Below are 22,338 nucleotides of genomic sequence, written 5' to 3' on the forward strand. Positions count from 1 at the left end.
CCCCCGTGCCGTCAGCTGACGAAGTCAACCGCTTCTGGAACGACGGCCTGATCGCGCGCCGCGGCCGGCCGGAACGTCCCGCTCCGTACCCCGAACGCACGGCCCCGCCCGAGCACCCCCCGTCCCCCGCCGTGCCCCGGGTCGCGGCGTCGCCCTCGCCGGCGGGGCTGGTGCTGCGGCCCCGGCTCGACGCCCTGCGCGAGCTGGTCGGGCTGTCGCGGGCACGGCTGGACCGGCGCACGCTCGCCGAGGCGGGCCGGGTGCTGGACGAGGCGGCGGCCCGGCAGCGGTACGCGCTGGACATGACGGTGGTGGCCATCGCGGGGGCCACCGGCAGCGGCAAGTCGACGCTGTTCAACGCCCTCGCCCGGGCCCAGCTCTCGGAGGCGGGGGTGCGACGGCCGACCACCGCCCTGCCGATCTCCTGCGCGTGGACCGACCGCGCGGACGGCCTGCTGGACCGGCTCGGCATCCCCGCCCGCGCCCGTCGGCAGCCGGTACGCCCGTACGACCCGGCACTCAACGGGCTCGTCCTGCTCGACCTGCCTGACCACGACTCGGCGGCGGCAGGCCACCGGGAACAGGTGGACCGGTTGCTGGGGCTGGTGGACGCGGTGATCTGGGTGGTGGACCCGGAGAAGTACGCGGACGCCGTGCTGCACGAGCGCTATCTGCGCCCGCTGGCCGGGTACGCGGAGGTGACGTTCGTCGTGCTCAACCAGGTCGACCGGCTCTCCGAGGACGCCGCCGACCAAGTGCTGGACGATCTGCGGCGACTGCTGGACGAGGACGGTCTGGCGCTCGGCGAGCACGGCGAGCCGGGAGCCGCGGTACTGGCCCTGTCCGCGCTGACGGGAGCGGGCATCGGCGAACTGCGCGAGGCCCTGGGACTGTTCGTGGCCCGCCGGAACGCGGCGGAGCTGCGACTGACGGCCGACGTGGACGGCGTCTCGGCACGGCTGCGCTCGGCGTACGTCGCCGACGGCCGGCCGGGGCTGACGGAACGGGCGCGGCAGGAGTTCGAGGACCGGCTGGCCGAGGCGGTGGGCGCCCAGGCCGCGGGCCTGGCGGCGGAACGCGCCTGGCGCCGGGACGCCGAGCGGGCGTGCGGCACCTCGTGGAAGCGGCTGCGGTGCTGGACCGAGCGCGGCCGCGGCCGGGCCACGGGCGAGCTGGAATCCGCTGCCGCATCCTCCGCGCCTTCCGGCGCGGGTGCCGACGCCACCGGCCCCCTCACCCCGTCGCGGCGCCGAACGGCGTCGCGGCCCCTGGTCGAGCAGGCCGTGCGGGCCCTGGCCTACGAGGCGTCCGCCGGGCTGCCCGGCCCCTGGGCGCAGGCCGTCCGCGAGGCGGCGGGCCGCGGCGCGGAGGGCCTCGCGGAGGCGCTGGACGAGGTGGCCGCCGTGGCGGCCACGGCCGTGGTCACGGGCACGAGACGCGCGAGCATCGGCCTGACGGGCGGCCCGCGCACGGGCGTGGGCTGCGCCGACGGCGGCCGTACGGGCGTATGGCCCACCGGCGTCGGGCGGATGGCCGCGGGCCGTACGGGTGCCGCGCGGACGCGCGGGGGCACGCACGGGCGGGCGGTACGGCCCCGCTGGTGGGCGGCGGTCGCGGCGGGCCAGGGCGTGCTGTCGGCGCTGCAACTTCTGGGCGTGGCGTGGCTGGTGGGCCTGTTCATGGGCGAGTTCGGCGGGCCGTGGTGGGTGCCGGTCGCGCTGCTGGCGGGCGGCGGGCTGGGCGGTCCGCTGCTGGCGTGGTGCGGCCGGCTGGCCGCGCGGGGGCCGGCACGTGGGTACGGGCTGGAGACGGAGCGCAGGTTGCGGGGCGCCGCCGCGGGGTGCGGGCGGGCCCGGGTGCTGGAACCGGTGGCGGCGGAGCTGCTGCGGTACCGCGAGGTGCGGGCACAGTTCGTGATCGCGGCGGGGGAGGCGTAGCCGGGCCGCTCGGGGCTGGAGGGGGTCTGCGGGGCCTGAGGGGCCCGTGTGGGTGAGGGCGTTGTCCCCAACCGCGCTGCCGTCCACAGGCCTCAGCGGGCTCGGGCGATCGTCGGCACCATGAACGTCATCAGCCGATGGGGGAGGCGTTCCGGATGAACGAGACATTGGTGACGGTCGTGGGCAACGTGGCCACGCAGCCGGATTTCAGGGAGGCGGCGAACGGGGCGGCGGTCTCGCGTTTCCGCCTGGCCGCGACGGTGCGCCGCTGGGACCGGCAGCGGGAGGAATGGGCGGATGCGTACACGAGCTTTTACACAGTGTGGGCATGGAGGGCCCTGGCGGGGAATGTGGTCGGGTCGGTGACGGTAGGCGAACCGCTCATCGTCCAAGGAAAGTTGCGAATTCAGGAGCAGGAGCGCGACGGAAAGCGTTGGGTGTCGGCGGACATTGACGCCGTGTCCATCGGGCACGACCTGGCGCGCGGCACCTCGGCATTTCGCCGGGTGTCCCCGGCCAGGCCGCTGCCGCTCGAGCCGGTGCGCATGGCGAGCGCGGATCCGGGCCCCGGCCGGGGTGCATCCGGCGGTCAACCGCCTTTGAGAGGCCGGGTCCAGACCGTTCCTCAGCCGCTGTCCGAGGCCCCTCCGCGACCTTCGCCCCAGGTCCCGGCTTCGGCGGGACCGCCGCCGCCCGTCCCGGCGGGAGCGGTCGGGGCTGATGCCGCGTCGGACGGTGAGCCGGACGCGGCTGCGGTCTCGGGGGTTACGGCGGTCGCCGTCCTCTGAAATGGGGCATTTGTCCCGGCGATTTATCGATAATGCGGAGTCGAGTACGCCTATGCGATAACGATTCCGATTCGGATCGGTTGTGCGCAGGCATCTGTGGGGATGGTGTTGCGCTCGCTCCTTAAGATCCCGTCCATAGCAACGGGGGCTCCTGAGTTTTGAGTTGCCCGGTGGGGCGTGTCCGGAACGGTCTGCACCTGATCTTCGCGCGGACGCGTCCGCCCGAAAGGAAATCCATGAACTCTGTAAAGAGGCGGGGCGCTGCCCGCCTTGCGTCGGCGATCCTGGCGACCGGTCTGGCCGTCGGCGGCACCCTCGCCCTGGTGGGCCCGGCGGCCGCGGACGAGGCGCCGCAGAACCAGGGGGGCGTGACCGCCACGCTCGGCCGCATCACGGCCGGCGGCGGGGCCATGGTGCAGGACCGGCGCAAGACCGGGGACATCATGGCGGGCCTGTTCGAGATGAAGGTCGACGGCGGCGGCACGCTGCAGACCTACTGCATCGACATCCTCACCAACACCGTCGACGGCGCGAAGTACAAGGAGACGGGCTGGGACGAGTCGTCCCTGCACAACAACGCCAACGCGGGCAAGATCCGCTGGATCCTCCAGCACTCCTACCCGCAGATCAACGACCTGGCCGCGCTCGCCAAGGCGGCGGGCACGGACAAGCTGGACGTGAACGCCGCGGCCGCCGGCACCCAGGTCGCCATCTGGCGCTACTCGGACAACGTCAAGGTCGACGCCAAGAACCCGGCGGCCGAGAAGCTCGCGGACTACCTCACCAAGAGCGCCGAGAGCGTCGAGGAGCCCAAGGCGTCCCTGAAGCTCACCCCGCCGGCGGTCTCCGGCAAGTCCGGCCAGCGCATCGGCCCGGTCACCGTCCACACCAACGCGGGCAGCGTCACGGTCGCCCCCTCCGGTGACACCACCGCCAAGAAGGTGCAGGTCGTCGACAAGGCAGGCAAGCCGGTCGCCTCGACCGTCAACGGCGGCGAGATCTTCTTCGACGTGCCGGCCGGCACCCCTGACGGCTCCGCCTCGTTCAAGGCCACCGCCGCCACCAAGGTCCCCGTCGGCCGCGCCTTCATAGGCGACCACACCAAGACCCAGACGATGATCCTGGCCGGCTCCAGCGAGAGCACCGTCTCCGCCACCGCCACCGCGAACTGGGCGACCAAGGGCGCGATACCGGCCCTGACCGCCAAGAAGAGCTGCGAGAAGGGCGGTGTGGAGATCACCGCCGACAACAAGGGCGACCAGCCGTTCACCTTCGAGCTGGAGGGCAAGAAGCACACCGTCAAGCCCGGCGGCTCCGAGACCACCCTGGTGAAGGTCGGTGAGGACCAGGCCTACAAGATCACGATCACGGGCCCGAACGGCTTCTCCAAGACGTTCTCCGGCATCCTCGACTGCAAGACCGCCGAGACCGGCACCACCGGCGGCTCGGGCACCACGGGCGGCACCGGCAAGCCCTCCGCCTCCCCCAGCGTCCCGGCCGGTGGCTCCGGCGGCAGCACCGGCTCGACCGGCTCCACCACCGGCGGTGACCTGGCGAACACCGGCAGCAGCAGCGCCACGCCCACCATCGCCGGTGTGGCGATAGCCCTCATCGTGGCCGGCGGCGGCGCCGTCTTCCTCCTGCGCCGCAAGAAGAGCACCGAACAGTAGGCGGGGCGGGCCGGCGCCACCGGCCCCACCTCAGGAAAGACCCGACGCGTGACGCCTCGCGTACGGCCGGTGACCGGGAATGTCCTCCGGTTACCGGCCCGTCGGCCCTAACGCGTTTCCGCCCAGGGCTTCCCGTACGGCAAGATGGGGTGTATCTGCCCTCACGCGGCGGAGCCGCACATTGGCCCTTCTCGATTGCCGGACGGTTTCTCTTGGCTGAGTACATCTACACCATGCGCAAGACGCGCAAGGCGCACGGCGACAAGGTCATCCTCGATGACGTGACGCTGAGCTTCCTGCCCGGTGCGAAGATCGGTGTGGTCGGCCCCAACGGTGCCGGTAAGTCCACCGTCCTCAAGATCATGGCCGGTCTGGAGCAGCCGTCCAACGGCGACGCGTTCCTCTCGCCCGGCTACAGCGTCGGCATCCTGATGCAGGAGCCGAAGCTGGACGAGTCCAAGACGGTCCTGGAGAACGTCGAGGACGGCGTCGCGGAGATCAAGGGCAAGCTGAACCGCTTCAACGAGATCGCCGAGCTCATGGCGACGGACTACTCCGACGCGCTGCTCGACGAGATGGGCAAGCTCCAGGAGGTGCTCGACCACGCCAACGCCTGGGACCTCGACGCCCAGCTGGAGCAGGCCATGGACGCGCTGGGCTGCCCGCCCGCCGACTGGCCGGTCGTCAACCTCTCCGGTGGCGAGAAGCGCCGCGTGGCGCTGTGCAAGCTGCTGCTCGAGGCCCCCGACCTGCTGCTCCTCGACGAGCCCACCAACCACCTCGACGCCGAGTCGGTGAACTGGCTGGAGCAGCACCTGGCCAAGTACCCGGGCACCGTCGTGGCGATCACCCACGACCGGTACTTCCTCGACAACGTCGCCGAGTGGATCCTCGAGCTCGACCGCGGCCGCGCGATCCCCTACGAGGGCAACTACTCCACCTACCTGGAGAACAAGGCCGCCCGTCTGAAGGTCGAGGGCCAGAAGGACGCCAAGCGCCAGAAGCGCCTCAAGGAAGAGCTGGAGTGGGTCCGCTCCAACGCCAAGGGCCGCCAGGCCAAGTCCAAGGCGCGCCTCGCCCGTTACGAGGAGATGGCGGCCGAGGCCGACAAGATGCGGAAGCTGGACTTCGAGGAGATCCAGATCCCGCCGGGCCCGCGTCTGGGCTCCGTCGTCGTCGAGGTCAACAACCTCTCCAAGGCCTTCGGTGACAAGGTCCTCATCGACGACCTGTCCTTCACCCTGCCGCGCAACGGCATCGTCGGCGTCATCGGCCCGAACGGCGCCGGCAAGACGACGCTGTTCAAGATGATCCAGGGCCTGGAGAAGCCGGACTCCGGTTCCATCCGGGTCGGCGAGACCGTCAAGATCTCCTACGTCGACCAGAGCCGCGCCAACATCGACCCCAAGAAGACGCTGTGGGCCGTCGTCTCCGACGAGCTGGACTACATCAACGTCGGCCAGGTCGAGATGCCCTCGCGCGCCTACGTCTCGGCGTTCGGCTTCAAGGGCCCGGACCAGCAGAAGCCGGCCGGCGTCCTGTCCGGTGGTGAGCGCAACCGCCTCAACCTGGCGCTCACCCTCAAGCAGGGCGGCAACCTGCTCCTCCTCGACGAGCCGACCAACGACCTCGATGTCGAGACCCTGTCCTCCCTGGAGAACGCGCTGCTGGACTTCCCCGGCGCCGCGGTGGTCGTCTCCCACGACCGCTGGTTCCTGGACCGAGTGGCCACGCACATCCTGGCCTACGAGGGCAACTCGAAGTGGTTCTGGTTCGAGGGCAACTTCGAGTCCTACGAGAAGAACAAGATCGAGCGCCTCGGCCCGGACGCGGCCCGTCCGCACCGTGCCACCTACAAGAAGCTGACCCGGGGCTGACCGTGGCGCGCCACATCTACTCCTGCCCCCTGCGCTGGTCCGACATGGACGCCTACGGCCATGTCAACAACGCGGTCTTCCTGCGCTACCTCGAAGAGGCGCGGATCGACCTCATCCACCAGCTGCGGCTCAAGGCGGACGAAGGCTCCTTCGCCGACGGTTCCGTCGTGGCCCGGCACGAGATCGACTATCTGCGTCCGCTGGCGTACCGGGCCGAACCGGTGACCGTCGAGACGTGGGTGACCAAGGTCGGCGCCGCGTCCATGACCGTCTCCTACGAGGTCAAGGACGCGGAGCAGGTCTACGTACGGGCCAGCACCGTCGTGGTCCCCTTCGATTTCGCCTCCGGGCGGCCCCGGCGGGTCACCGCCGACGAGAAGGAACTGCTCAAGACCTTCTCCGACGAGCCCGACGGCTCCCCGGAGGAGGCCGTCGCCGCATGACACAGCGGCTGCGCTTCGCCGACGCCGGGGAGGCGGCCGATCTGGCCGCCTTCCTGGCCCGGCTGATCCACTACGACCGTGCCGCCGTGGTCCGGCTCCAGGCGGGCGGCGGGGTCCTCGCCGTCTTCGGCCGTCCGCCGTCCTTCGAGGTCCTCGCGGTCCGCACGGCACGGCTGGCGGACGACCACGCGCTGGACGTCACCGTCTCGGCCGGCCGGCTCACCGACGAGCTGGACGCCGGGCAGCCGGTGCCCGGCGACGGCGTGGAGATCGCGGTGCCCGAGGCCGTCACCGGCCCGCCCTGGGCCGGGGTGCTGCCGCCGCGCGGCGGCTGGCGGCGGGTCGAGGGATTCCCCGGCGTGGAGGCCGTGCGCGGCGCCCTCGCCGCGGCGGTCGCGGAGTTCCGCGCCCGCGACGAGGCGCTGCCCGAGCAGCGCCGCACCCGTGCCGAGCGGGAACGCATAGGCCGGGAGATCTGGTCCCGCACCCTCGGTGACACCGGGCTGCCCCTGCGCGCGGTGCACGCCGCCCAGTCGCTGGGCTTCCTGCGACCCGTCGGCGCCACCCGCCCGGCGGGCCGGGCCGACGGCACCACCACCGCCCTCGCCCCCGAGCCGCCGGTCCTCTTCGCCGCGCGCGGCTGGCTGCGCCTGCGTACCCCCTACGGCTCGATCGCCGTCAGCACGGGCGGCGGCCTGCGGGATCTGACGGTCACCCCCGCCTGAGCGGTCGCCCAGGGCGCGGAAGGGGCCTCAGCCCTCGGTGTTGACCATGGAAGCGGCGGCGTACGCCAGGTAGTTCCACAGCTGGCGTTCCAGCTCGGGCGCGAGCTCCAGCTCGTCCACCGCGTCCCGCATGTGCCGCAGCCACGCGTCGTGCGCGGCGCGGTCCACGGTGAAGGGCGCGTGCCGCATCCGCAGCCGAGGGTGGCCGCGGTTGTCGCTGTACGTGCGGGGGCCGCCCCAGTACTGCATCAGGAAGAGCACCAGGCGCTCCTCGGCCGGGCCCAGGTCCTCCTCCGGGTACATGGGGCGCAGCAGGGGATCCCCGGCCACGCCCTCGTAGAAGCGGTGGACCAGGCGACGGAAGGTCGCCTCGCCGCCGACCTGCTCGTAGAAGGTCTGCTCCTGAAGCGTGCCGCGCGGAATCTCATTCACGCTTCCATGGTCTCAGACCGCCCGGCCGAGGACCGGCGGCTTAGGACCCTGCCGTCCCGCCCGGCCCGTCAGCCCCGCCGGACCGTGATCGTCGTCCAGGCTCCGACGTGCACCCGGTCGCCGTCCTGGAGGGCGACCGGTACGTAGGGCTGGATCGGTTCCTCGGAACCGTTGATCGTGGTGCCGTTGGTGGAGTCCTGGTCGACGACCGCCCAGCCGCCGTCGGGCTGGTGCACCAGCATCGCGTGCTGGTGCGAGACGCCCGGGTCCTCCGGCGGGCGCGAGAGGTCTATGTCGGGCGCCTCACCCGTGCTGTGCCGGCGGCGGCCGATGGTGACCTGCCGGCCGCTGAGCGGGAACTGCAGCTCGGGGGAGTACGCGGGCAGGTTCAGCCCCGCCGCCTCCGGGCCGCTGCGGTTCATCATCGACAGGAAGTACTCCCGGTCGGGCGCGATGAACGCCACCCAGCCGGCACCCGGGGCGGGTCCCCCGGGCTGCGGCGGCACCGGCCGCGGCCCGCCCTCCGAGGCGGCCCGCTCGCCCTGGTGCTCGTACGACGGCTGCGGCTCGTGGGGCTCGTACGGCTCGTAGGTGAACGTGCCGGCGGCGGGCGGGTTGGCCGGCGGGGAGAGCACCCAGTCGTCCTCGCCGCCGAAGGTCTGCGGGGGGCCCTGCGGCGTCAGGGGCTCGGCAGGGCGGTTGATGCGGGACGGGCGCGAGCCGTGGTACTCGAAGCTCTGCGGCGGCTGGGTGTGCTGCGGCGGGGGCGGCGGCGCCGACTGGAAGCCCTGGGCCGACGGGGGCGGCGACGCGTACGGATTCCCCGACCTGGTCAGGAAGTTGTAGCGGCACTCCTCGCAGAAGGGGGCCTGCGCCTCGCGCGGCGTGCGGCACTGCGGGCAGAGCTCCGCCTGCACGGTGGCGTCGCCTCCCGGATAGCCGTAGCCGCCGGTGCCGGCGGTGGGCGGCGCGGAGGGCGGCGGGGGGACGGCGCCGGCCGGCGCGGCCGCCCCCGTCATACGGTGGCCGCACACCTCGCACCAGTCCTCGGTTCCCGACTGGTGGCCGTTCGGGCAGGTCGGCATGTCGGTCGATTCCCCCTCTGCGTTACTTCTTGACGCGAACGGTCTTGGTGGAACGGGTCTCCAGCGTCATCTCGGCCTCTTTGGAGACATTCGCCTTCAGCCGCACAGTACCGTTCGCCGCGTCGACGACGTCCACCACCTTGGCGAGCAGTTTCGCGGTGGCATCGTGCCCGGAACGGCTCGCCAGCTGCACGGCACGGCCCAGCTTCGCGGTGGCTCCGTCCACGTCGCCGGCCTTGCGCAGATCCAGGCCCTGCTGGATGGCCTGGGCCAGTTCCGCCTGGCCCGTGTAGTGCGCGACCTGGGGGTTGATGGAGGTCGACGCCGTCAGGTCGTCCGTCCACACCGCCCGCACCAGGCCCTGGGCGAGCACCTGTGCCGGGGAGCCGTCCGGTGCCGACAGGACGAGCGAGACCCGGGCGGCGAGCATCTCCTGGCCCACGCCCGCGCTCGGCACCCGTATGCACACGTGGTAGTCCCGCGACTCGTCGCCCCAGGAGCCGGTGGGATAGTCGCCAGCGCGCGGCCCGGCCTCCATCCGCTGGCCCGTCAGCTCCTCCACCGTCGGCGCGCACTGCTTGACGAACAGCACCTCGGCGCCCAGCGGGGTCCACAGCCGCAGGAAGACGTCCCCGACTTCCTTGCCCATCACGGACTCCATCATTCCGGTGAAGTCCGCGGCCAGCCCGGCCGGATCGGCGACGATCTCGGCGGTGCCCAGCAGCGCGGAGGCTATCCGCATGACCTCCTTGACCTCGTAGTCCGTCCCCACGCCGCGCGCGTCGCAGGTGAAGCGGCCCGCGCACACGTCCAGCGACGCCCGCAGGGCGTCCGCCTCCTCGTGTTCGTTGCGGCCGTCGGTGAGCAGGATGCCGTGCCGTATCGAGGCCTGCGACGAGGCCAGCAGCCGGTCGGCCAGGCGCAGCCACGTGCCGATGGCCGTGCCGCCGCCCGGGCTGAGCTTGCGCAGCGCGTCCTTGGCCTGTCGCCGGGTCACGGCGTCGGCCGCCGCGAGCCGCCCGCCGCCGGGGTAGACCTCGCGCGCCTGGTGGGTGCCGGCGACGACGGCGAAGGCCACGCCCTCGCGCAGCGCGTCGATGGCGGCAGCCGTGGCCTCGCGTGCGCTGCGCATCTTGGCCGGCGGGTAGTCCATCGAGCCGGAGCAGTCGACCATGATGACGACGGCGGCGTCCGGGGCGCCGCCGACCGGCGGGACCGACGCGGGCGACAGGGACGCGGCAGGCGTCTCCACGACGGTGGCGCCGCCGCAGGCGGTGACGGTGACCACCGCGTTGACCTCGCGGCCTCCCTCGGGCAGGTTGACGTTCTGGTGCACGTCGACCGAGAACCGCGGCACGCTCGGTGGGGAGAACCTGGCCATCTGATCCGCTCCTTCGTACTCCACGTGGTCACATGGGCGTGCGGTGGGGCGGACAGGCGCGCGGCGCCGGACCATGGCGCCGCGTACGATCCCCCCGTGGACGCGCTCGTGCCGTCAGGCCGATCCTGCCCCTTCCGGCCGCGCCGGGAACGGCAGTACGGCCACTGTTACGTTGTCGTGGCCCCCTCCGTCCAGAGCGTGCGTCAGCAGAGTGCGTGCGCACTCCAGCGGCCGGGCGCGGGCGTCGAGCGGTACGACGGACGCCATCTGCTCGGCCGATTCGGCGTAGTTCCACAGCCCGTCGCTGCAGACGATCACCACGCCCGGCCGGTCGGGGTGGTACGAGGCGGTGTGCGGTTCGACCTCGTAGGCGTCCGCGCCGAGCCAGCCGGTGATCGCGTGGGCGCGCTCGTCCGCGTACGCCTCGGCCTCCGACATCAGGCCCGCCGCGACCATCTGGGCGGCCCAGGAGTCGTCCTCGGTGAGCCGGGCCGGCTGGGTGGTGCGGTCGTCGGGCACCCAGTAGGCGCGGCTGTCGCCTACCCAGCCGACGGTCAGCAGGTCGCCGGTGATGACGGCGCTGACGATGGTGCAGGCGGGGGCGTTCTCCTGGCGGTAGCGGTCGTGTTCGCGCGGCTGTCCGCCGGGGGTGACCAGGGCGACGACGGCCTCGGCGGCGGCCACGATCGCCTGGTGCGTGGCCTCCCTGGGGGCGGTGCCCCGGGCGAGGGATTCCGCCAGGGCGTCACATGCCGTGGTGACGGCGGCGGCTGACGCCTCGTCGGGGCGCGCCGCGGAGGACACGCCGTCGCTGACGACCGCGACGACGGCAGGCCGTCCGTCCGGGAGGCCGGTGGTGGACACGGCGTACGCGTCCTCGTTGCGATGGTGGCGCAGGCCGCGGTCGCTGACCGCGGCGACGCCTGCCGACTCGTGCTCCATGTGATCCCGTTCGCGCGGTTGTGCATGCCCGCAGTGTTCGCAGTACCCGTCGTTGTCGATCATGCCCGACCGGCACGCCGCACAGGTCCTTCCGGCGCCCGCACACGGCGGTGATTGCGCGGGTACGCCACCGTGCGGTGCAGTGGAGGGGCCGTGCGGCGGGGCGAGGCGGTAGTCGTCCGCTCCCCGCGCCGCGGGCGTGTCCGGCTGTCGCCACCCGTCGGCGCAGCGCGCGTCGCCCGGCACGGGCGGCACCGCCGAGAGGTCAGCTCCGCAGCCTCCGCAGAAGTTGTCGGCCGGCTCCAGCGGCTCGTGACAGACGGGGCACGCCGTCAGCTGTGGGGGCAGTTGCGACATCGATCACACCCATGTCCTGGGGCGGTAACGGTTGGCCCGTTCCACCAGTTCGATCCGTTCCTCACCGCGCTGGGCCAGGCGCGCGAGCACGCGGTACGAGCGCTCCAGCCCGAACCGCAGGCCCCGCTCGTCCAGCGGGCTGCCCAGCAGCACCGCCGGGCCCGGGGGCGCGGCCACGGCGCCGGGGCCGCCCGGCGCGCCCTGCCCGCCGGAGAGCACCCAGTCCAGCGCGGTGCCCAGCACCTCCGTCGACAGCCGCTCGCGCCGCACCGCGTCCAGCCCGAAGTCCGCGAGCCGCTCCACCTGCCCGGCGGCGGCCCGCAGATCGGCCAGCAGCGCGTCGTGCGCGGACCGCTGCCGCAGCCGGGCCCGTACCGCCGCGACCCGCGCCGCGGTGTAGTGGATGGAGGCTTCCGGTACGGACTCCAGCGCCCGCACCGCGCCGGCGCGGTCCCCCGTGGCCAGCCGCACCCGGGCCAGCGCGAAGGCGGCGCTGACGAAGCTCGGGTCGGTGGCCCACACCAGACGGTAGTACTCCGCGGCGTTGTCCAGCTGGCCCAGGACCTCCGCGCACACGCCGAGCGCCAGCTTCGGCGCGGGCTCGCCCGGGAACGCGTCGTAGACGGCGTCGAAGGACAGCGCGGCGCGTTCGTGGTCGCCCACGGCCAGCGCGTGGACGCCCCGGTACCAGATGGTGCGCCAGTCGTCCGGACGCGCGGCCTCCAGCGCGGCGATGGCCCGGTCCGCGGGGCCGTCCTCGCCGAGCTCCAGCTGGGCCCGCACGCGGCGCAGCCGCAGCTCCGCCGAGTCCGTCGGCGCCGCCTGCAGGGCGGTGTGGAGCTCGGCGGGCTGGGAGGCGAGCAGCCCGGCGAGGAAGCCCGCGTTGGGGTCGGCCGCGTCGATGCGGGGCAGCGGCAGGGCCAGGGCGGTGGCCCGGGCGTCGAGGGGGGCGACGGTGGCCACGGCCGGCCGGGCGGGCGACGGCGGCGCGGCGGCCCCGGTCGTTCTGCCCGCCCTGCGGCCACCCGGCCGCCGGGCGCCCAGCACGGAGACGTCCTCGCCCCCCGCCGCGAACAGGACGGTGTCCACCACCCGCGGCTCGGGGCCGAACAGCGTGGACACCGCGGGCCGCGGCGTGCCCGTCTGCAGCGCCACGACCTCCCGCAGCACGCCCGTCAGCTGGTCCGCCATCTCGTCGGCGGAGCCGAACCGGCGCGCCGGATCGGGGTCGGTGGCCCGCACGAGCAGCCGGTAGAAGGACTCGTAGCGGGAGAAGACGTCGATGTTCTCCGGGTCGGGCAGGCTGTCCGCGAAGACGTTCGTATAGCCCTGGAAGTCGAAGGTGAGCACGGCGAGGGTGCGCGCCACCGTGTAGAGGTCGGAGGCGACGGACGGGCCCACCTCGGCGACCTCGGGGGCCTGGTAGCCGACCGTGCCGTAGATCGGGCTGTCGTGGTCGTCCATCCTGCGGACCGCGCCCATGTCGATCAGTTTGAGCTGGTCCTGCTGCTGAATGGCGTTGTCGACCTTGAAGTCGCAGTACAGCAGATTGCGGCTGTGTAGATGGGCGAGCGCCTCCAGGGCCTCGATGCCGTACGCGCACGCCCGCTCCACCGGCAGGGGATCGCGACGGCCGTCGGGCGTGCGCCGCTCGTTGGCGATCTCCTTGAGCGACTTGCCGCCGACGTACTCCATGACGATGTAGCCGTCGAGGCTGCCGGTGCGCAGGTCCAGGTGCTCGACGAAGTTGTAGATGCGCACGATGTTCGAGTGCTCGATCTCGGCGAGGAAGCGGCGCTCGGAGACCGCGGCCGCCAGCGCGTCCTCGTCGCCCGTGTCCAGCAGGCCCTTGAGGACCACCCAGCGGTCGGAGACCGCACGGTCGATCGCCAGATAGATCCAGCCGAGCCCGCCGTGCGCCAGACAGCCCGCCACCTCGTACTGGCCGTGCACCACGTCCCCCGGGTGCAGCTTGGGTACGAAGGAGTAGGGGTGGCCGCACTTGGTGCAGAAGCCCTCCGTGCGCCCCGGCCGGTCGGCACGCGAACGGCCCACGGGCGCGCCGCAGTCGCTCTTGCTGCAGAACCGCTTGCGCTCGGGCACCTCCGGGTTCTCCAGCACCGCCGAGCGCGGCTCGGGCCGGGGCACGCCCGGCATGCTGACCAGGCCCGCGCCCAGCTTGTTGCGCCCGGACGCGGGGGCGCCGGAGGGCCGGCTGCGCACCGACACCGCGGCGGTGCTCCCGGAGCCGCCGGCCAGCGAGCGGGACAGCCGCCCCGACACCGACCGGCGCGAGCCCGAGGAACCCGAGGAGCGCGACGAACGGGAGGAGGACCCGGAGGAGGAGCCCAAACCGGACCCCGCGGAGCCGCCGCTGCCCGCGCTGTCCGGCGACGAAGCGCCCCGCCCGCCCGCCCGGGTGACCCCGGTGGCCGGCGAGGCGAGAAGGCCGCCCGGCGAGACGACCGGGGCGAGCCCGCAGGTGTCGCAGTACAGCTCGCCGCTGCCGACGTCCTCGTAGGCGCCGGCGCAGTCCGGCCGCTGGCAGCTGGTTCCCGTCATGCGTCCCCCCTGCGGTCGGCGGTCTCCGCGACGGCGGAGCCGGCGGACGGCGGGGCCAGGGCCCCGGCCACGGCCTGCTGGAAGCGCAGGACGGCCTGTTCCGCGGCGAACAGATCGCAGGGCGCGCTCCACAGCATGCGGCGCGCCACGTCGTACCGCTCGATCAGGAACGGGTCCTCGGCCAGCCCCAGCCGGGACGCCTTCGCCTTGTAGGCGTCGAGGCGGCCGCGCAGCTCCGCCCGCACGGCCAGCGGCGCGGTCACCGCCGTCAGCGACTCGCGGGCGCGCAGCAACTCCTCCTCGGCACGCTGCTCCAGGCCCTCCAGGAGCGGGGAGAGCCGGTGCCACTGCGCCCGTCTGCGGTGCTCCGAGGCCACCGACAGCTGTTCGTAGAGCGCGGTCGGCGGGCCGGAGACGGCCGGCACCTCGGACGCGGCGATCTTCGACAGGACCTCGACGCGGGCCTGCCGGGCCTCGCCCAGGGTGCGGTCGGCGCGCGAGAGCACGTCCCGGACGCGCATCAGCCGCTGCTCGGCGTCCTGGCGGACGTCCAGGACGGCCTCGACCTCCCGCCGCACCTCGTCCAGGGCGCGGGCCGCACGGTCGTAGCGGTCGGTGTCGGGGCGGCCCCCGCCGGGCGCGGAGCTGGGGGAGGCGCCCGCCCAGAACGCGAGCGGATCCGATATCACCTCGCACCGCAGCGCGGTCAGCTCGTCGGTGATCTGCTCGAGGTCGTCGCCGGCGGGGTGCTCGCCCGGCCGCACGCCCACCGAGTGGGCCAGCGACCGGGTGCGCCGCAGCTCGGCGGCGAGCAGGTCGATGCGGGCCGGCAGCGCGGACCAGACGGCGTCGGCCATGACGACCACGTCCAGGGCCTGGGCGTACCAGCCGTTCATCCGGTCCAGCAGGTCCTGCAGGCTCAGCCGCTCGCTGAGCCGCGCGGGTCCGCCCAGGGCCGCCAGCGTGGCCGTCGGCGGGCCGGCGGGCAGGGTCAGGCCTGCGCCGCACAGCAGGTCGGTGAGGTCCGACAGCTCGCCCGGGGTGGGCCAGCGGCGCCGGGCGCGCAGCTCACGGGCCGCCTCCAGGGCGTCGGTGTAGGCGTCGAAGTACACCCACAGCTGGGTGATGAGCTGTTCGGTGACCGCCCACCGGCTCTTGGTGGCGCCGGTCAGCTCCGCCCCCTCCAGCAGGCGCCGGCCCGCGTGGTCCTGGAGGGCGAGCAGCGAGGACTCGACGGCCTCGTGCTCCGCGCCGAGCCTCGTCAGCGCACGGTCCACCTCCTCGCGGCTCAAGGCCGGCCCGGTGGGCCCCGCGACCGCCATCGATCCCCTCTCCTGTCCGCGGCCCGCGCCGCGCACGAACGCTGTGAACGGTAGTCCTTGCCGGCCCTTGTGCCGGGTCCTCCGTCAGCTCTCGGTGTGCCGTCAGTCCTTCGTGTCCCCTCAGTCCCTGTACTTCGGCTCCGGAGGGGCGGTGATGTCCCTCAGGTCGTGCTCCAGCCACTTGCGGTAGGCCTGCATCCACGGGCTCTGGTCGCCGCCCCGGCGGTAGTCGTCCAGTACTGCGTTGACCCGGCGTACCAGGTCCGTGTCCCCGAGGTTCATCGCCACGCCGTAGGACTCGGTGGTGAACGGTTTGCCGACCAGTCGCACGGACGGGTCCTGGGCCGCCTGTCCGGCGGCCAGGGCGCTGTCGGTGACCACCGCGTCGACCCGGCCCAGCTGGAGCCGCACGAGGCAGTCGAGCTGATTGGGCACGGTCAGCACCTCGGCGCCGTGCGACTCGTGCTTCAGCTCGCTCTCGCCCGTGGATCCCTTGGCCGTACAGACTTTCTTCCCCTTCAAGGTGTCGTCGAACGCCGTGACCGGTGAACCCTTGGGGGCCAGCACCTGCTGTCCGGCCTCGAAGTAGGCCGTGGAGAAGGCGACTTGCTTGATCCGGTCACAGTTGATGGTCATCGTGCGCGCGATGATGTCCACCTTGCCCTTTTCCAGGGCGGGTATGCGCTGGTTCGTGGGGATCGCCAGAAAGGTGACCTTGTCGGGGTCGCCGAGGACGGCCTTGGCGATGGCCCGCACGAGGTCGATGTCGAAGCCGCTGAGCTCGCGGGTGGCCGGGTCGCGATAGCCCCAGCGGTAGCTGTTCTGGTCGACGCCGGCGATGAGCCGGCCGCGGTTCTTGATGCGCTGCACGGCCGGTCCGTCGGCGGTCGACGGCCGCAGGCTCGCCTCCGGCGAGGCGCACTTCGCCGGCACCCTGGCGGCCGTCCCCGCCGCGGCCGGATACACCCGGTCCGTATGGCGCGGCGCCGACGACGGCGACAGCGCCGCGACGCCTGCCACGGCCAGCGCGCAGACGACGGCACCCGCCGTCGCCCGCAACCGTGCCCCGGCCCGTCCCCGCATGCGCCCGCCTCCCCCTGTCACCGGTACTCCGACAGCCTGCGCCCGATGCCGAGCACCGCGCCCGCCGCCCCCAGGACGGCCAGCACGACGGCGCCCACGGTCAGCCCGGCGAGCGCGCCGCGCCCGTCGTCCGCCGCCTGCCGGAACTCGCCCTGCTCCTGTGCCAGGGCGCGCCGCAGCCCGGTGTCCACCCGGTCGAACGATTCGCCGGTACTGCCCTTCTCGCCGATCACCTTCGGCAGCGCCCGTTCGTAGTACCCGCTGTCGTCGGAGGCCCGGGCGTCGCGGTGCCGCTGCTGCCACTCCCGCACGCCCTCGATCGCCCCGGCCACCGGGTCACGGCCCGCCGAGCCGTCCGCCAGCGACCGCGCCCGCTCCAGCAGGCTGCCCTCGCCGGGCGCGGAGGAGGCGACGCCGTCGCCCCCGACGAGCTTGCGCATGCCCTGCCGGTAGCTCGCCTCGTACGCGTCGGAGCCGTCCGGCGTGAGCACCGCGCCGCGCGCCACGAGCGTGAGGCTCTCGTCGCCCCGCGCCTGGAGCGCCGCGATCCGGGCCTGGTTGAGCACCTGCAGCGACCGGGCCCCGTGCTCGTAGGAGTCGCTCAGCCCCGCACGGGCCAGGCCGTGCCCGACGACCAGCCACAGCAGCAGCACCGTGGCGGCTGCGGTCGAGGCCAGCAGGCCGTGGTTGAGAACGCGGTGGGTGCGCAGGTAGTTGCGGCGCTGCGCCCAGCCCAGCGCGCCGATGGCTATGACCCCGGTGGCGAACGCGGGCCAGGGCAGGGCCTTGGCGTGGCCGTAGTCGGAGCCGAGGCGGCCGGTCTCGGTCTCGTACAGCGCGCGGGCGGCAGGCAGCAGCTCCTCGCGCATCCGCTCGCTGGCGTACCGCAGATAGGCGCCGCCCAGCGGGAGCCCCTGACGGTTGTTGACGCGGGCGGACTCCACCAGGCCGGTGTAGACGGGAAGTTGTTCGTTGAGCTTGGCTATCTGGGGGCCGGCCGGGTCCGAGGCGTCGGTGTTGGCGGCGGCCTTCACCAGCAGCCGGGAGGCGAGGGCGATGTCCTTCTCGTACCGCTGGCGGACGGCTCGCGGCTCCTGTCCGCCGGCGAGGAACCCTCCGGCGGCGGCGGTGTCGGCGTCGGCGAGGGAGCGGTAGATGTCCGCGGCGTCGGCGCTCAGTGGCTGGCTGTGGCCGACGACGGCGTCCGCGGCCGTGGCCCGGTCGGTGACCTGCCAGACGGTGACGGCCCCGAACGCCACCAGCAGGGCGGCCAGTACGGCTCCGATGATGCGCAGCCGGCCCGGTTCGGTCGTGGCCGAGGCTCTCAGCCGCTCCAGGCTCTCGTGCCACGCGGTGCGCCGCGCGGCCGGATCCGCCTGCGGTGGTGACACGTGACCCCCCCCTTGGTCGCCGGCGGCGACCCGTCACCCCGACAGCGGTGGGGGAACAGGTGCCCGGCCAGCAGTATGGCCGCAGGGACTGACAAACACACCCATCGTGCCTTGATCTTGTTCGGATCGCGATCTTCATCGGGTGTCCGCGCCGGCCTTCCCTCCCCTTCACGTCCGGCGGCGCCTGTTCGGTTCCCGTACGACCCGAAGTGCCCGGAAATCCGGAGGGGGCGCTCAACCCCGCCCCGGATCCCTCACCCGCGTGCGTAGTGGGCGCGCAGGCGCGCGTACGCGGCGGGGGGCGCCGCCGTACGGTCCAGGCCCAGCAGCGCGGCGCCCAGCACGGGCGGCGCCACGACGACGTGGGGTACGGCCCGGGGCGCCCGCCCGGCCAGCAGCTCCACGACGCGGTCGTGCAGCAGCGGGTGGCGGGCCGTGAGCACGCCGCCGCCCAGGATGACCGGCACCGGCGCGTCCAGCAGGCCCAGCCGGCCGAGCGCGGCCGCCGCCATGGCCACGACCTCCTCCGCCTGCCGCTCGATGATCGCGCGGGCCACCGCGTCCCCGGCCGCGGCCACGGCGAAGAGCAGCGGGCCCAGCTCGTGCCGGCGCTCCCCTCCGATCCGCCCCAGGTGCAGGGCCTCGATCAGCTCCAGCATGCTGGACAGCCCGAAGTGGGCGGGCAGTTCACGCGCCAGGGCCGTCGCCTCGCCGCGTCCGTCCTCGGCCCTGGCGGCCCACCACAGCGCCTCCTCGGCCAGATGCCCGCCCCCGCCCCAGTCGCCCGAGATCCGGCCGACCGAGGCGAAGCGGGCGCTGCGGCCGCCGGGGGCCAGCCCCGAGCAGTTGATCCCCGCGCCGCACACCACGGCGACGCCCGTCGGTTCGCCCCCGTCGGGCAGTCCCGCGCGCAGCAGGGCGAAGGTGTCGTTGGCCACCTCGACGGTGGGGCCCGGGTCCGAGGGGTCCTCCGACCGGTTCCGGCGTGCGATCTCGGCCGCCAGCAGCACCTCCTCCTCGGGAAAGTCGGCGTTGGCCAGACAGGCGGAGAAATGGTCGAGCAGCAGCGGCGGATGGAGCTCCCGGAGCGCATCGGAGGCGGCCTCGGCGACGGCCGACTGCAGGACGTCGACCGCGCGCTCGACGCCCACCGTCTGCGGCTGGAAGCCACCGCCGCGGGCCGTGCCGAAGACCGTGCCGTCACGGCCGACGACGGCCACGTCGGTCTTGCTGTTGCCGGCGTCGACCGCCACGATCAGGTCCCCGTGGGGCCGGTGGTTCAGGCCCACGCGAGGTGCTCCCTGTTGTGCGCGACGAGCTCGTCGGTCAGCCGGTCCGCGTACTCGATCTGCCCGATCAGCGGATGCGCCAGCAGCGCCTCGAACACGCGGTCCCGTCCGCCCTTCAGAGCGGCTTCCAGCGCCAAACGCTCGTAGGCCGTGACACTGGCGACCAGCCCGGCGTACAGCGGTTCCAGGGGGCGCACCGGTAGGGGATGCGCTCCCTGGGCGTCCACCCTCGCCGGCACCTCGATCACCGCGTCGTCGGGGAGGAAGGGCAGGGTGCCGCCGTTGAGGGCGTTGACCACCTGGACGTCACCGGTGTCGGCCAGCAGCGAGGAGGTGAGCGCCACGGCGGCCTCCGAGTAGAAGGCCCCGCCCCGCTCGCCCAGCAGCTCCGGCTTCTCCTCCAGCGCCGGGTCGCCGTACATCGCCAGCAGCCGCCGCTCCATCTCCGCCACCTCGGCGGCCCGCGAGGGCTTGGTGCGCAACTCCCGTACGACCGCGTCGTGCTGGTAGAAGTAGCGCAGGTAGTACGAGGGCACGACGCCCAGCCGGTCCAGCAGCCCGCGCGGCATCCGCAGGTCCGCCGCGATCGCCTCGCCGTGCGCGGCGAGCAGCTCCGGCAGCACGTCCCGGCCGCCCACGTGCACGGCCCGCTCCCACGTGAGGTGGTTCAGGCCCACGTGCTCCAGCGACACCTCCTGCGGCGCCACCCCCAGGAGCCGGGCGAACTTGCGCTGGAAGCCGATGGCCACGTTGCACAGGCCGACCGCCCGGTGCCCGGCCGTCAGCAGGGCCCGTGTGACGATCCCGACCGGGTTGGTGAAGTCCACGATCCACGCGTCGGGGTTGCGGCGCCGCACCCGCTCGGCGATGTCCAGGACCACCGGCACCGTCCGCAGCGCCTTGGCCAGGCCGCCCGCGCCCGTGGTCTCCTGCCCGACGCAGCCGCACTCCAGCGGCCAGGTCTCGTCCTGCTCGCGGGCCGCCTGCCCGCCCACGCGCAGCTGGAGCAGCACGGCGTGCGCCCCGTCCACGCCCGCGTCGAGGTCGGCGGTCCAGGTGATCCGCCCGGGGTGGCCCTGCTTGGCGAAGATGCGCCGGGCCAGGGCGCCGACCAGCTCCAGCCGGCCGGCGTCCGGGTCGATCAGCACCAGCTCCCGCACCGGCAGCACCTCGCGCAGGCGCGCGAAGCCGTCGACGAGTTCGGGGGTGTAGGTCGAGCCTCCGCCGACCACAGCGAGTTTCATACGAGCCCCATGGGAAATCAGCCCTTTACTCCGGTGAGGGTGACGCCTTCGACGAAGGCCTTCTGAGCGAAGAAGAAAACGATGACGACGGGGGCCATGACCAGGACGGTCGCGGCCATGGTGAGATTCCAGTTGACGTCGTGCGCACTCTTGAACGACTCCAGGCCGTACGCGAGGGTCCACGCGCCCGGATTCTGGGCCGCGTAGATCTGCGGCCCGAAGTAATCGTTCCAGCAGTAGAAGAACTGAAACAGCGCGACCGCGGCGATGCCCGGCCTGGCCATCGGCACGACGATGCGCAGGAGCGTGCGCAGCTCGCCGCAGCCGTCGATCTTCGCCTGCTCCAGGTATTCGCCGGGAATGGTGAGCAGGAACTGCCGCAGCAGGAAGATGGAGTACGCGTCGCCGAACGCCATCGGAATGATCAGGGGCCACAGCGACCCCGAAAGATGCAGCTGCTGCGCCCACACCAGATACATCGGGACGACGACGACCTGCGGCGGCAGCATCATCGTGGAGATCACCAGCAACAGCGCCGGGCGCCGGCCGCGGAACCGGAATTTCGCGAGCGCGTAGGCGACCGGCAGGGACGAGCAGACGGTGAAGAGGGTGCCGAGCCCCGCGTACAGCAGCGAATTGCGCCACCAGCGGGTGAATCCTGGCGTGTTGAAGACGTCGGCGTAATTGGACCAGTGCCATTCGTGGGGCCACAGTTCGCCGCTCATCGCCTGTTCGTCGCTCATGACGGAGGTCAGGAGGACGAAGACGAAGGGCAGGACGAAGAAGAGTGCGGCGGCGACGGCCGTGGTGTGCACGGCTATCCAGTGCAGGGCACGCTTGCGGGTCGGCACGGCTCAGTCCTCCGCCCTCAGCAGGCCGGCGCCCTTGCGCATCAGCAGCGAGGTCACGGCCATGGCGATGACGAAGAGCACGAGCGAGAGGACGCACGCGGCGCCGGTGTTGAAGTTCTGGAAGCCCAGGGAGTAGACGAGCTGCGGCACCGTGAGGGTGGAGTGGTCGGGATAGCCGGGCTGGATCACCGAGCCCGGGCCGACGCTGATGCCGGAGGCGAGCTTCCCGGCGACGAGCGCCTGGGTGTAGTACTGCATCGTCTGCACCACCCCCGTCACGACCGCGAACATCACGATCGGGGTGATCGACGGCCAGGTGACATAGCGGAACGTCGCCAGGCGGCCGGCGCCGTCGAGCTCGGCGGCCTCGTACTGCTCCTTGGGCACGTCCAGCAGCGCCGCCATGAAGATCACCATGAGGTCGCCGATGCCCCACAGCGACAGCAGGACCAGCGAGGGCTTGGCCCAGGCGGGGTCGTTGAACCAGTTCGGCGCGGGCACCCCGACCGCGGAGAGGATCTCGTTGACCGGCCCCGTCCCCGGGTTGAGCAGGAAGACGAAGGCCACGGTCGCTGCCACGGGCGGGGCGAGATAGGGCAGGTAGAAGGCCGTGCGGAAGAAGCCGGCGCCCGACTTGACCTTGGTGATCAGCAGTCCGACGCCCAGCCCGAAGACGACCCGCAGCGCCACCATGACCACCACCAGCCACAGCGTGTTCCACAGGGCGGGCCCGAACAGCGGCATCTGGCGCAGCACGTACGTCCAGTTGCGCAGGCCCACGAAGGTGGGGGCCTGGATCTGGTTGTAGTGCATGAAGGAGAAGTAGACGGTGGCGAGCAGCGGGTAGCCGAAGAAGACGCCGAAGCCGACCAGCCAGGGGGACAGGAAGCCGAGGGTGCGCAGGCGCGCGCGGGTGCGTTTGCGGCGCAGCGCCGGCGCGGTGGGGAGGAGGGCCATGG

Annotated in this window: 17 protein-coding genes and 1 pseudogene; 6 read left to right on the forward strand and 12 right to left on the reverse strand. The window is 73.0% G+C overall.

The features are described from left to right. Nucleotides 1-5 precede the first annotated feature (5 nt). From AB0G59_RS09775 to AB0G59_RS09800, 6 genes are all read left to right on the forward strand, one after another. On the forward strand, nucleotides 6-1,937 hold the full coding sequence (locus tag AB0G59_RS09775; protein WP_360909765.1) for a GTPase: 1,932 nt from the start codon (nucleotides 6-8) through the stop codon (nucleotides 1,935-1,937). 155 nt (nucleotides 1,938-2,092) lie between these two features. Continuing rightward, nucleotides 2,093-2,725, forward strand: coding sequence for a single-stranded DNA-binding protein (locus AB0G59_RS09780; protein WP_360909767.1), 633 nt, complete (start codon nucleotides 2,093-2,095; stop codon nucleotides 2,723-2,725). A 236-nt stretch (nucleotides 2,726-2,961) separates the two neighbouring features. Next, the gene (locus tag AB0G59_RS09785) at nucleotides 2,962-4,395 is read left to right on the forward strand and encodes a Cys-Gln thioester bond-forming surface protein (protein ID WP_360909769.1); all 1,434 of its coding nucleotides are present in this window, start codon (nucleotides 2,962-2,964) and stop codon (nucleotides 4,393-4,395) included. Between the two features lie 212 nt (nucleotides 4,396-4,607). Next, a complete protein-coding gene (ettA, locus tag AB0G59_RS09790) occupies nucleotides 4,608-6,272 on the forward strand; it encodes an energy-dependent translational throttle protein EttA (protein WP_071964260.1) in 1,665 nt (554 codons plus the stop codon). A 2-nt stretch (nucleotides 6,273-6,274) separates the two neighbouring features. Next, nucleotides 6,275-6,715 carry a thioesterase family protein gene (locus AB0G59_RS09795; protein ID WP_071964259.1) on the forward strand — a complete coding sequence of 147 codons (441 nt, stop codon included), beginning with the start codon at nucleotides 6,275-6,277 and terminating at the stop codon, nucleotides 6,713-6,715. Further along, nucleotides 6,712-7,440, forward strand: a complete 729-nt coding sequence (locus tag AB0G59_RS09800; protein ID WP_360909771.1) for a hypothetical protein — start codon at nucleotides 6,712-6,714, stop codon at nucleotides 7,438-7,440. Before AB0G59_RS09795 ends, AB0G59_RS09800 begins: the two co-directional genes overlap by 4 nt. 27 nt (nucleotides 7,441-7,467) lie before the next feature. Here AB0G59_RS09800 and AB0G59_RS09805 read toward each other — a convergent pair whose 3' ends face one another. From AB0G59_RS09805 to AB0G59_RS09860, 12 genes and pseudogenes are all read right to left on the reverse strand, one after another. Next, nucleotides 7,468-7,872: a globin gene (locus tag AB0G59_RS09805; protein ID WP_360909773.1), complete on the reverse strand. Its 405-nt coding sequence runs from the start codon at nucleotides 7,870-7,872 to the stop codon at nucleotides 7,468-7,470. A 68-nt stretch (nucleotides 7,873-7,940) separates the two neighbouring features. Further along, nucleotides 7,941-8,957: an FHA domain-containing protein gene (locus tag AB0G59_RS09810; RefSeq protein ID WP_360909775.1), complete on the reverse strand. Its 1,017-nt coding sequence runs from the start codon at nucleotides 8,955-8,957 to the stop codon at nucleotides 7,941-7,943. A 22-nt stretch (nucleotides 8,958-8,979) separates the two neighbouring features. After that, on the reverse strand, nucleotides 8,980-10,338 hold the full coding sequence (locus AB0G59_RS09815; protein WP_360909777.1) for a VWA domain-containing protein: 1,359 nt from the start codon (nucleotides 10,336-10,338) through the stop codon (nucleotides 8,980-8,982). 114 nt (nucleotides 10,339-10,452) lie between these two features. Next, nucleotides 10,453-11,637, reverse strand: coding sequence for a PP2C family serine/threonine-protein phosphatase (locus AB0G59_RS09820; protein WP_360909779.1), 1,185 nt, complete (start codon nucleotides 11,635-11,637; stop codon nucleotides 10,453-10,455). A 3-nt stretch (nucleotides 11,638-11,640) separates the two neighbouring features. Next, the gene (locus AB0G59_RS09825) at nucleotides 11,641-14,199 is read right to left on the reverse strand and encodes a tetratricopeptide repeat protein (RefSeq protein WP_360909781.1); all 2,559 of its coding nucleotides are present in this window, start codon (nucleotides 14,197-14,199) and stop codon (nucleotides 11,641-11,643) included. After that, the gene (locus AB0G59_RS09830) at nucleotides 14,196-15,521 is read right to left on the reverse strand and encodes a hypothetical protein (RefSeq protein WP_360909783.1); all 1,326 of its coding nucleotides are present in this window, start codon (nucleotides 15,519-15,521) and stop codon (nucleotides 14,196-14,198) included. The genes AB0G59_RS09825 and AB0G59_RS09830 overlap by 4 nt, the downstream gene beginning before the upstream one ends. A gap of 120 nt (nucleotides 15,522-15,641) precedes the next feature. Beyond that, complete coding sequence (locus tag AB0G59_RS09835; RefSeq protein ID WP_360909785.1) at nucleotides 15,642-16,604, reverse strand: glutamate ABC transporter substrate-binding protein; 963 nt, start codon at nucleotides 16,602-16,604, stop codon at nucleotides 15,642-15,644. Between the two features lie 17 nt (nucleotides 16,605-16,621). Next, the gene (locus AB0G59_RS09840; RefSeq protein ID WP_360909787.1) at nucleotides 16,622-17,995 is read right to left on the reverse strand and encodes a hypothetical protein; all 1,374 of its coding nucleotides are present in this window, start codon (nucleotides 17,993-17,995) and stop codon (nucleotides 16,622-16,624) included. 254 nt (nucleotides 17,996-18,249) lie between these two features. Then, complete coding sequence (locus tag AB0G59_RS09845; protein ID WP_360909789.1) at nucleotides 18,250-19,284, reverse strand: BadF/BadG/BcrA/BcrD ATPase family protein; 1,035 nt, start codon at nucleotides 19,282-19,284, stop codon at nucleotides 18,250-18,252. Further along, nucleotides 19,275-20,528, reverse strand: a complete 1,254-nt coding sequence (locus AB0G59_RS09850) for a 6-phospho-beta-glucosidase (protein WP_360909791.1) — start codon at nucleotides 20,526-20,528, stop codon at nucleotides 19,275-19,277. The genes AB0G59_RS09845 and AB0G59_RS09850 overlap by 10 nt, the downstream gene beginning before the upstream one ends. A gap of 17 nt (nucleotides 20,529-20,545) precedes the next feature. Continuing rightward, nucleotides 20,546-21,370, reverse strand: a pseudogene (locus AB0G59_RS09855) (carbohydrate ABC transporter permease); the annotation flags it as partial. Nucleotides 21,371-21,382: 12 nt separating this feature from the next. Beyond that, nucleotides 21,383-22,336 (reverse strand): sugar ABC transporter permease, encoded by a 954-nt coding sequence (locus tag AB0G59_RS09860; protein ID WP_360909793.1) that lies wholly within the window; start codon nucleotides 22,334-22,336, stop codon nucleotides 21,383-21,385. Between the last annotated feature and the right edge of the window lie 2 nt (nucleotides 22,337-22,338).

It is taken from the genome of Streptomyces sp. NPDC021096, assembly GCF_040641275.1.
Lineage (GTDB): Bacteria > Actinomycetota > Actinomycetes > Streptomycetales > Streptomycetaceae > Streptomyces.

Excerpts from the sequence above, each read along its gene's own strand:
- AB0G59_RS09780 (WP_360909767.1), top strand. The coding sequence starts at position 2,093 with ATGAACGAGACATTGGTGACGGTCGTGGGCAACGTGGCCACGCAGCCG.
- AB0G59_RS09785 (WP_360909769.1), top strand. The coding sequence starts at position 2,962 with ATGAACTCTGTAAAGAGGCGGGGCGCTGCCCGCCTTGCGTCGGCGATC.
- AB0G59_RS09800 (WP_360909771.1), top strand. The coding sequence starts at position 6,712 with ATGACACAGCGGCTGCGCTTCGCCGACGCCGGGGAGGCGGCCGATCTG.
- AB0G59_RS09810 (WP_360909775.1), bottom strand. The coding sequence starts at position 8,957 with ATGCCGACCTGCCCGAACGGCCACCAGTCGGGAACCGAGGACTGGTGC.
- AB0G59_RS09815 (WP_360909777.1), bottom strand. The coding sequence starts at position 10,338 with ATGGCCAGGTTCTCCCCACCGAGCGTGCCGCGGTTCTCGGTCGACGTG.
- AB0G59_RS09820 (WP_360909779.1), bottom strand. The coding sequence starts at position 11,637 with ATGTCGCAACTGCCCCCACAGCTGACGGCGTGCCCCGTCTGTCACGAG.
- AB0G59_RS09825 (WP_360909781.1), bottom strand. The coding sequence starts at position 14,199 with ATGACGGGAACCAGCTGCCAGCGGCCGGACTGCGCCGGCGCCTACGAG.
- AB0G59_RS09830 (WP_360909783.1), bottom strand. The coding sequence starts at position 15,521 with ATGGCGGTCGCGGGGCCCACCGGGCCGGCCTTGAGCCGCGAGGAGGTG.
- AB0G59_RS09835 (WP_360909785.1), bottom strand. The coding sequence starts at position 16,604 with ATGCGGGGACGGGCCGGGGCACGGTTGCGGGCGACGGCGGGTGCCGTC.
- AB0G59_RS09850 (WP_360909791.1), bottom strand. The coding sequence starts at position 20,528 with ATGAAACTCGCTGTGGTCGGCGGAGGCTCGACCTACACCCCCGAACTC.
- AB0G59_RS09860 (WP_360909793.1), bottom strand. The coding sequence starts at position 22,336 with ATGGCCCTCCTCCCCACCGCGCCGGCGCTGCGCCGCAAACGCACCCGC.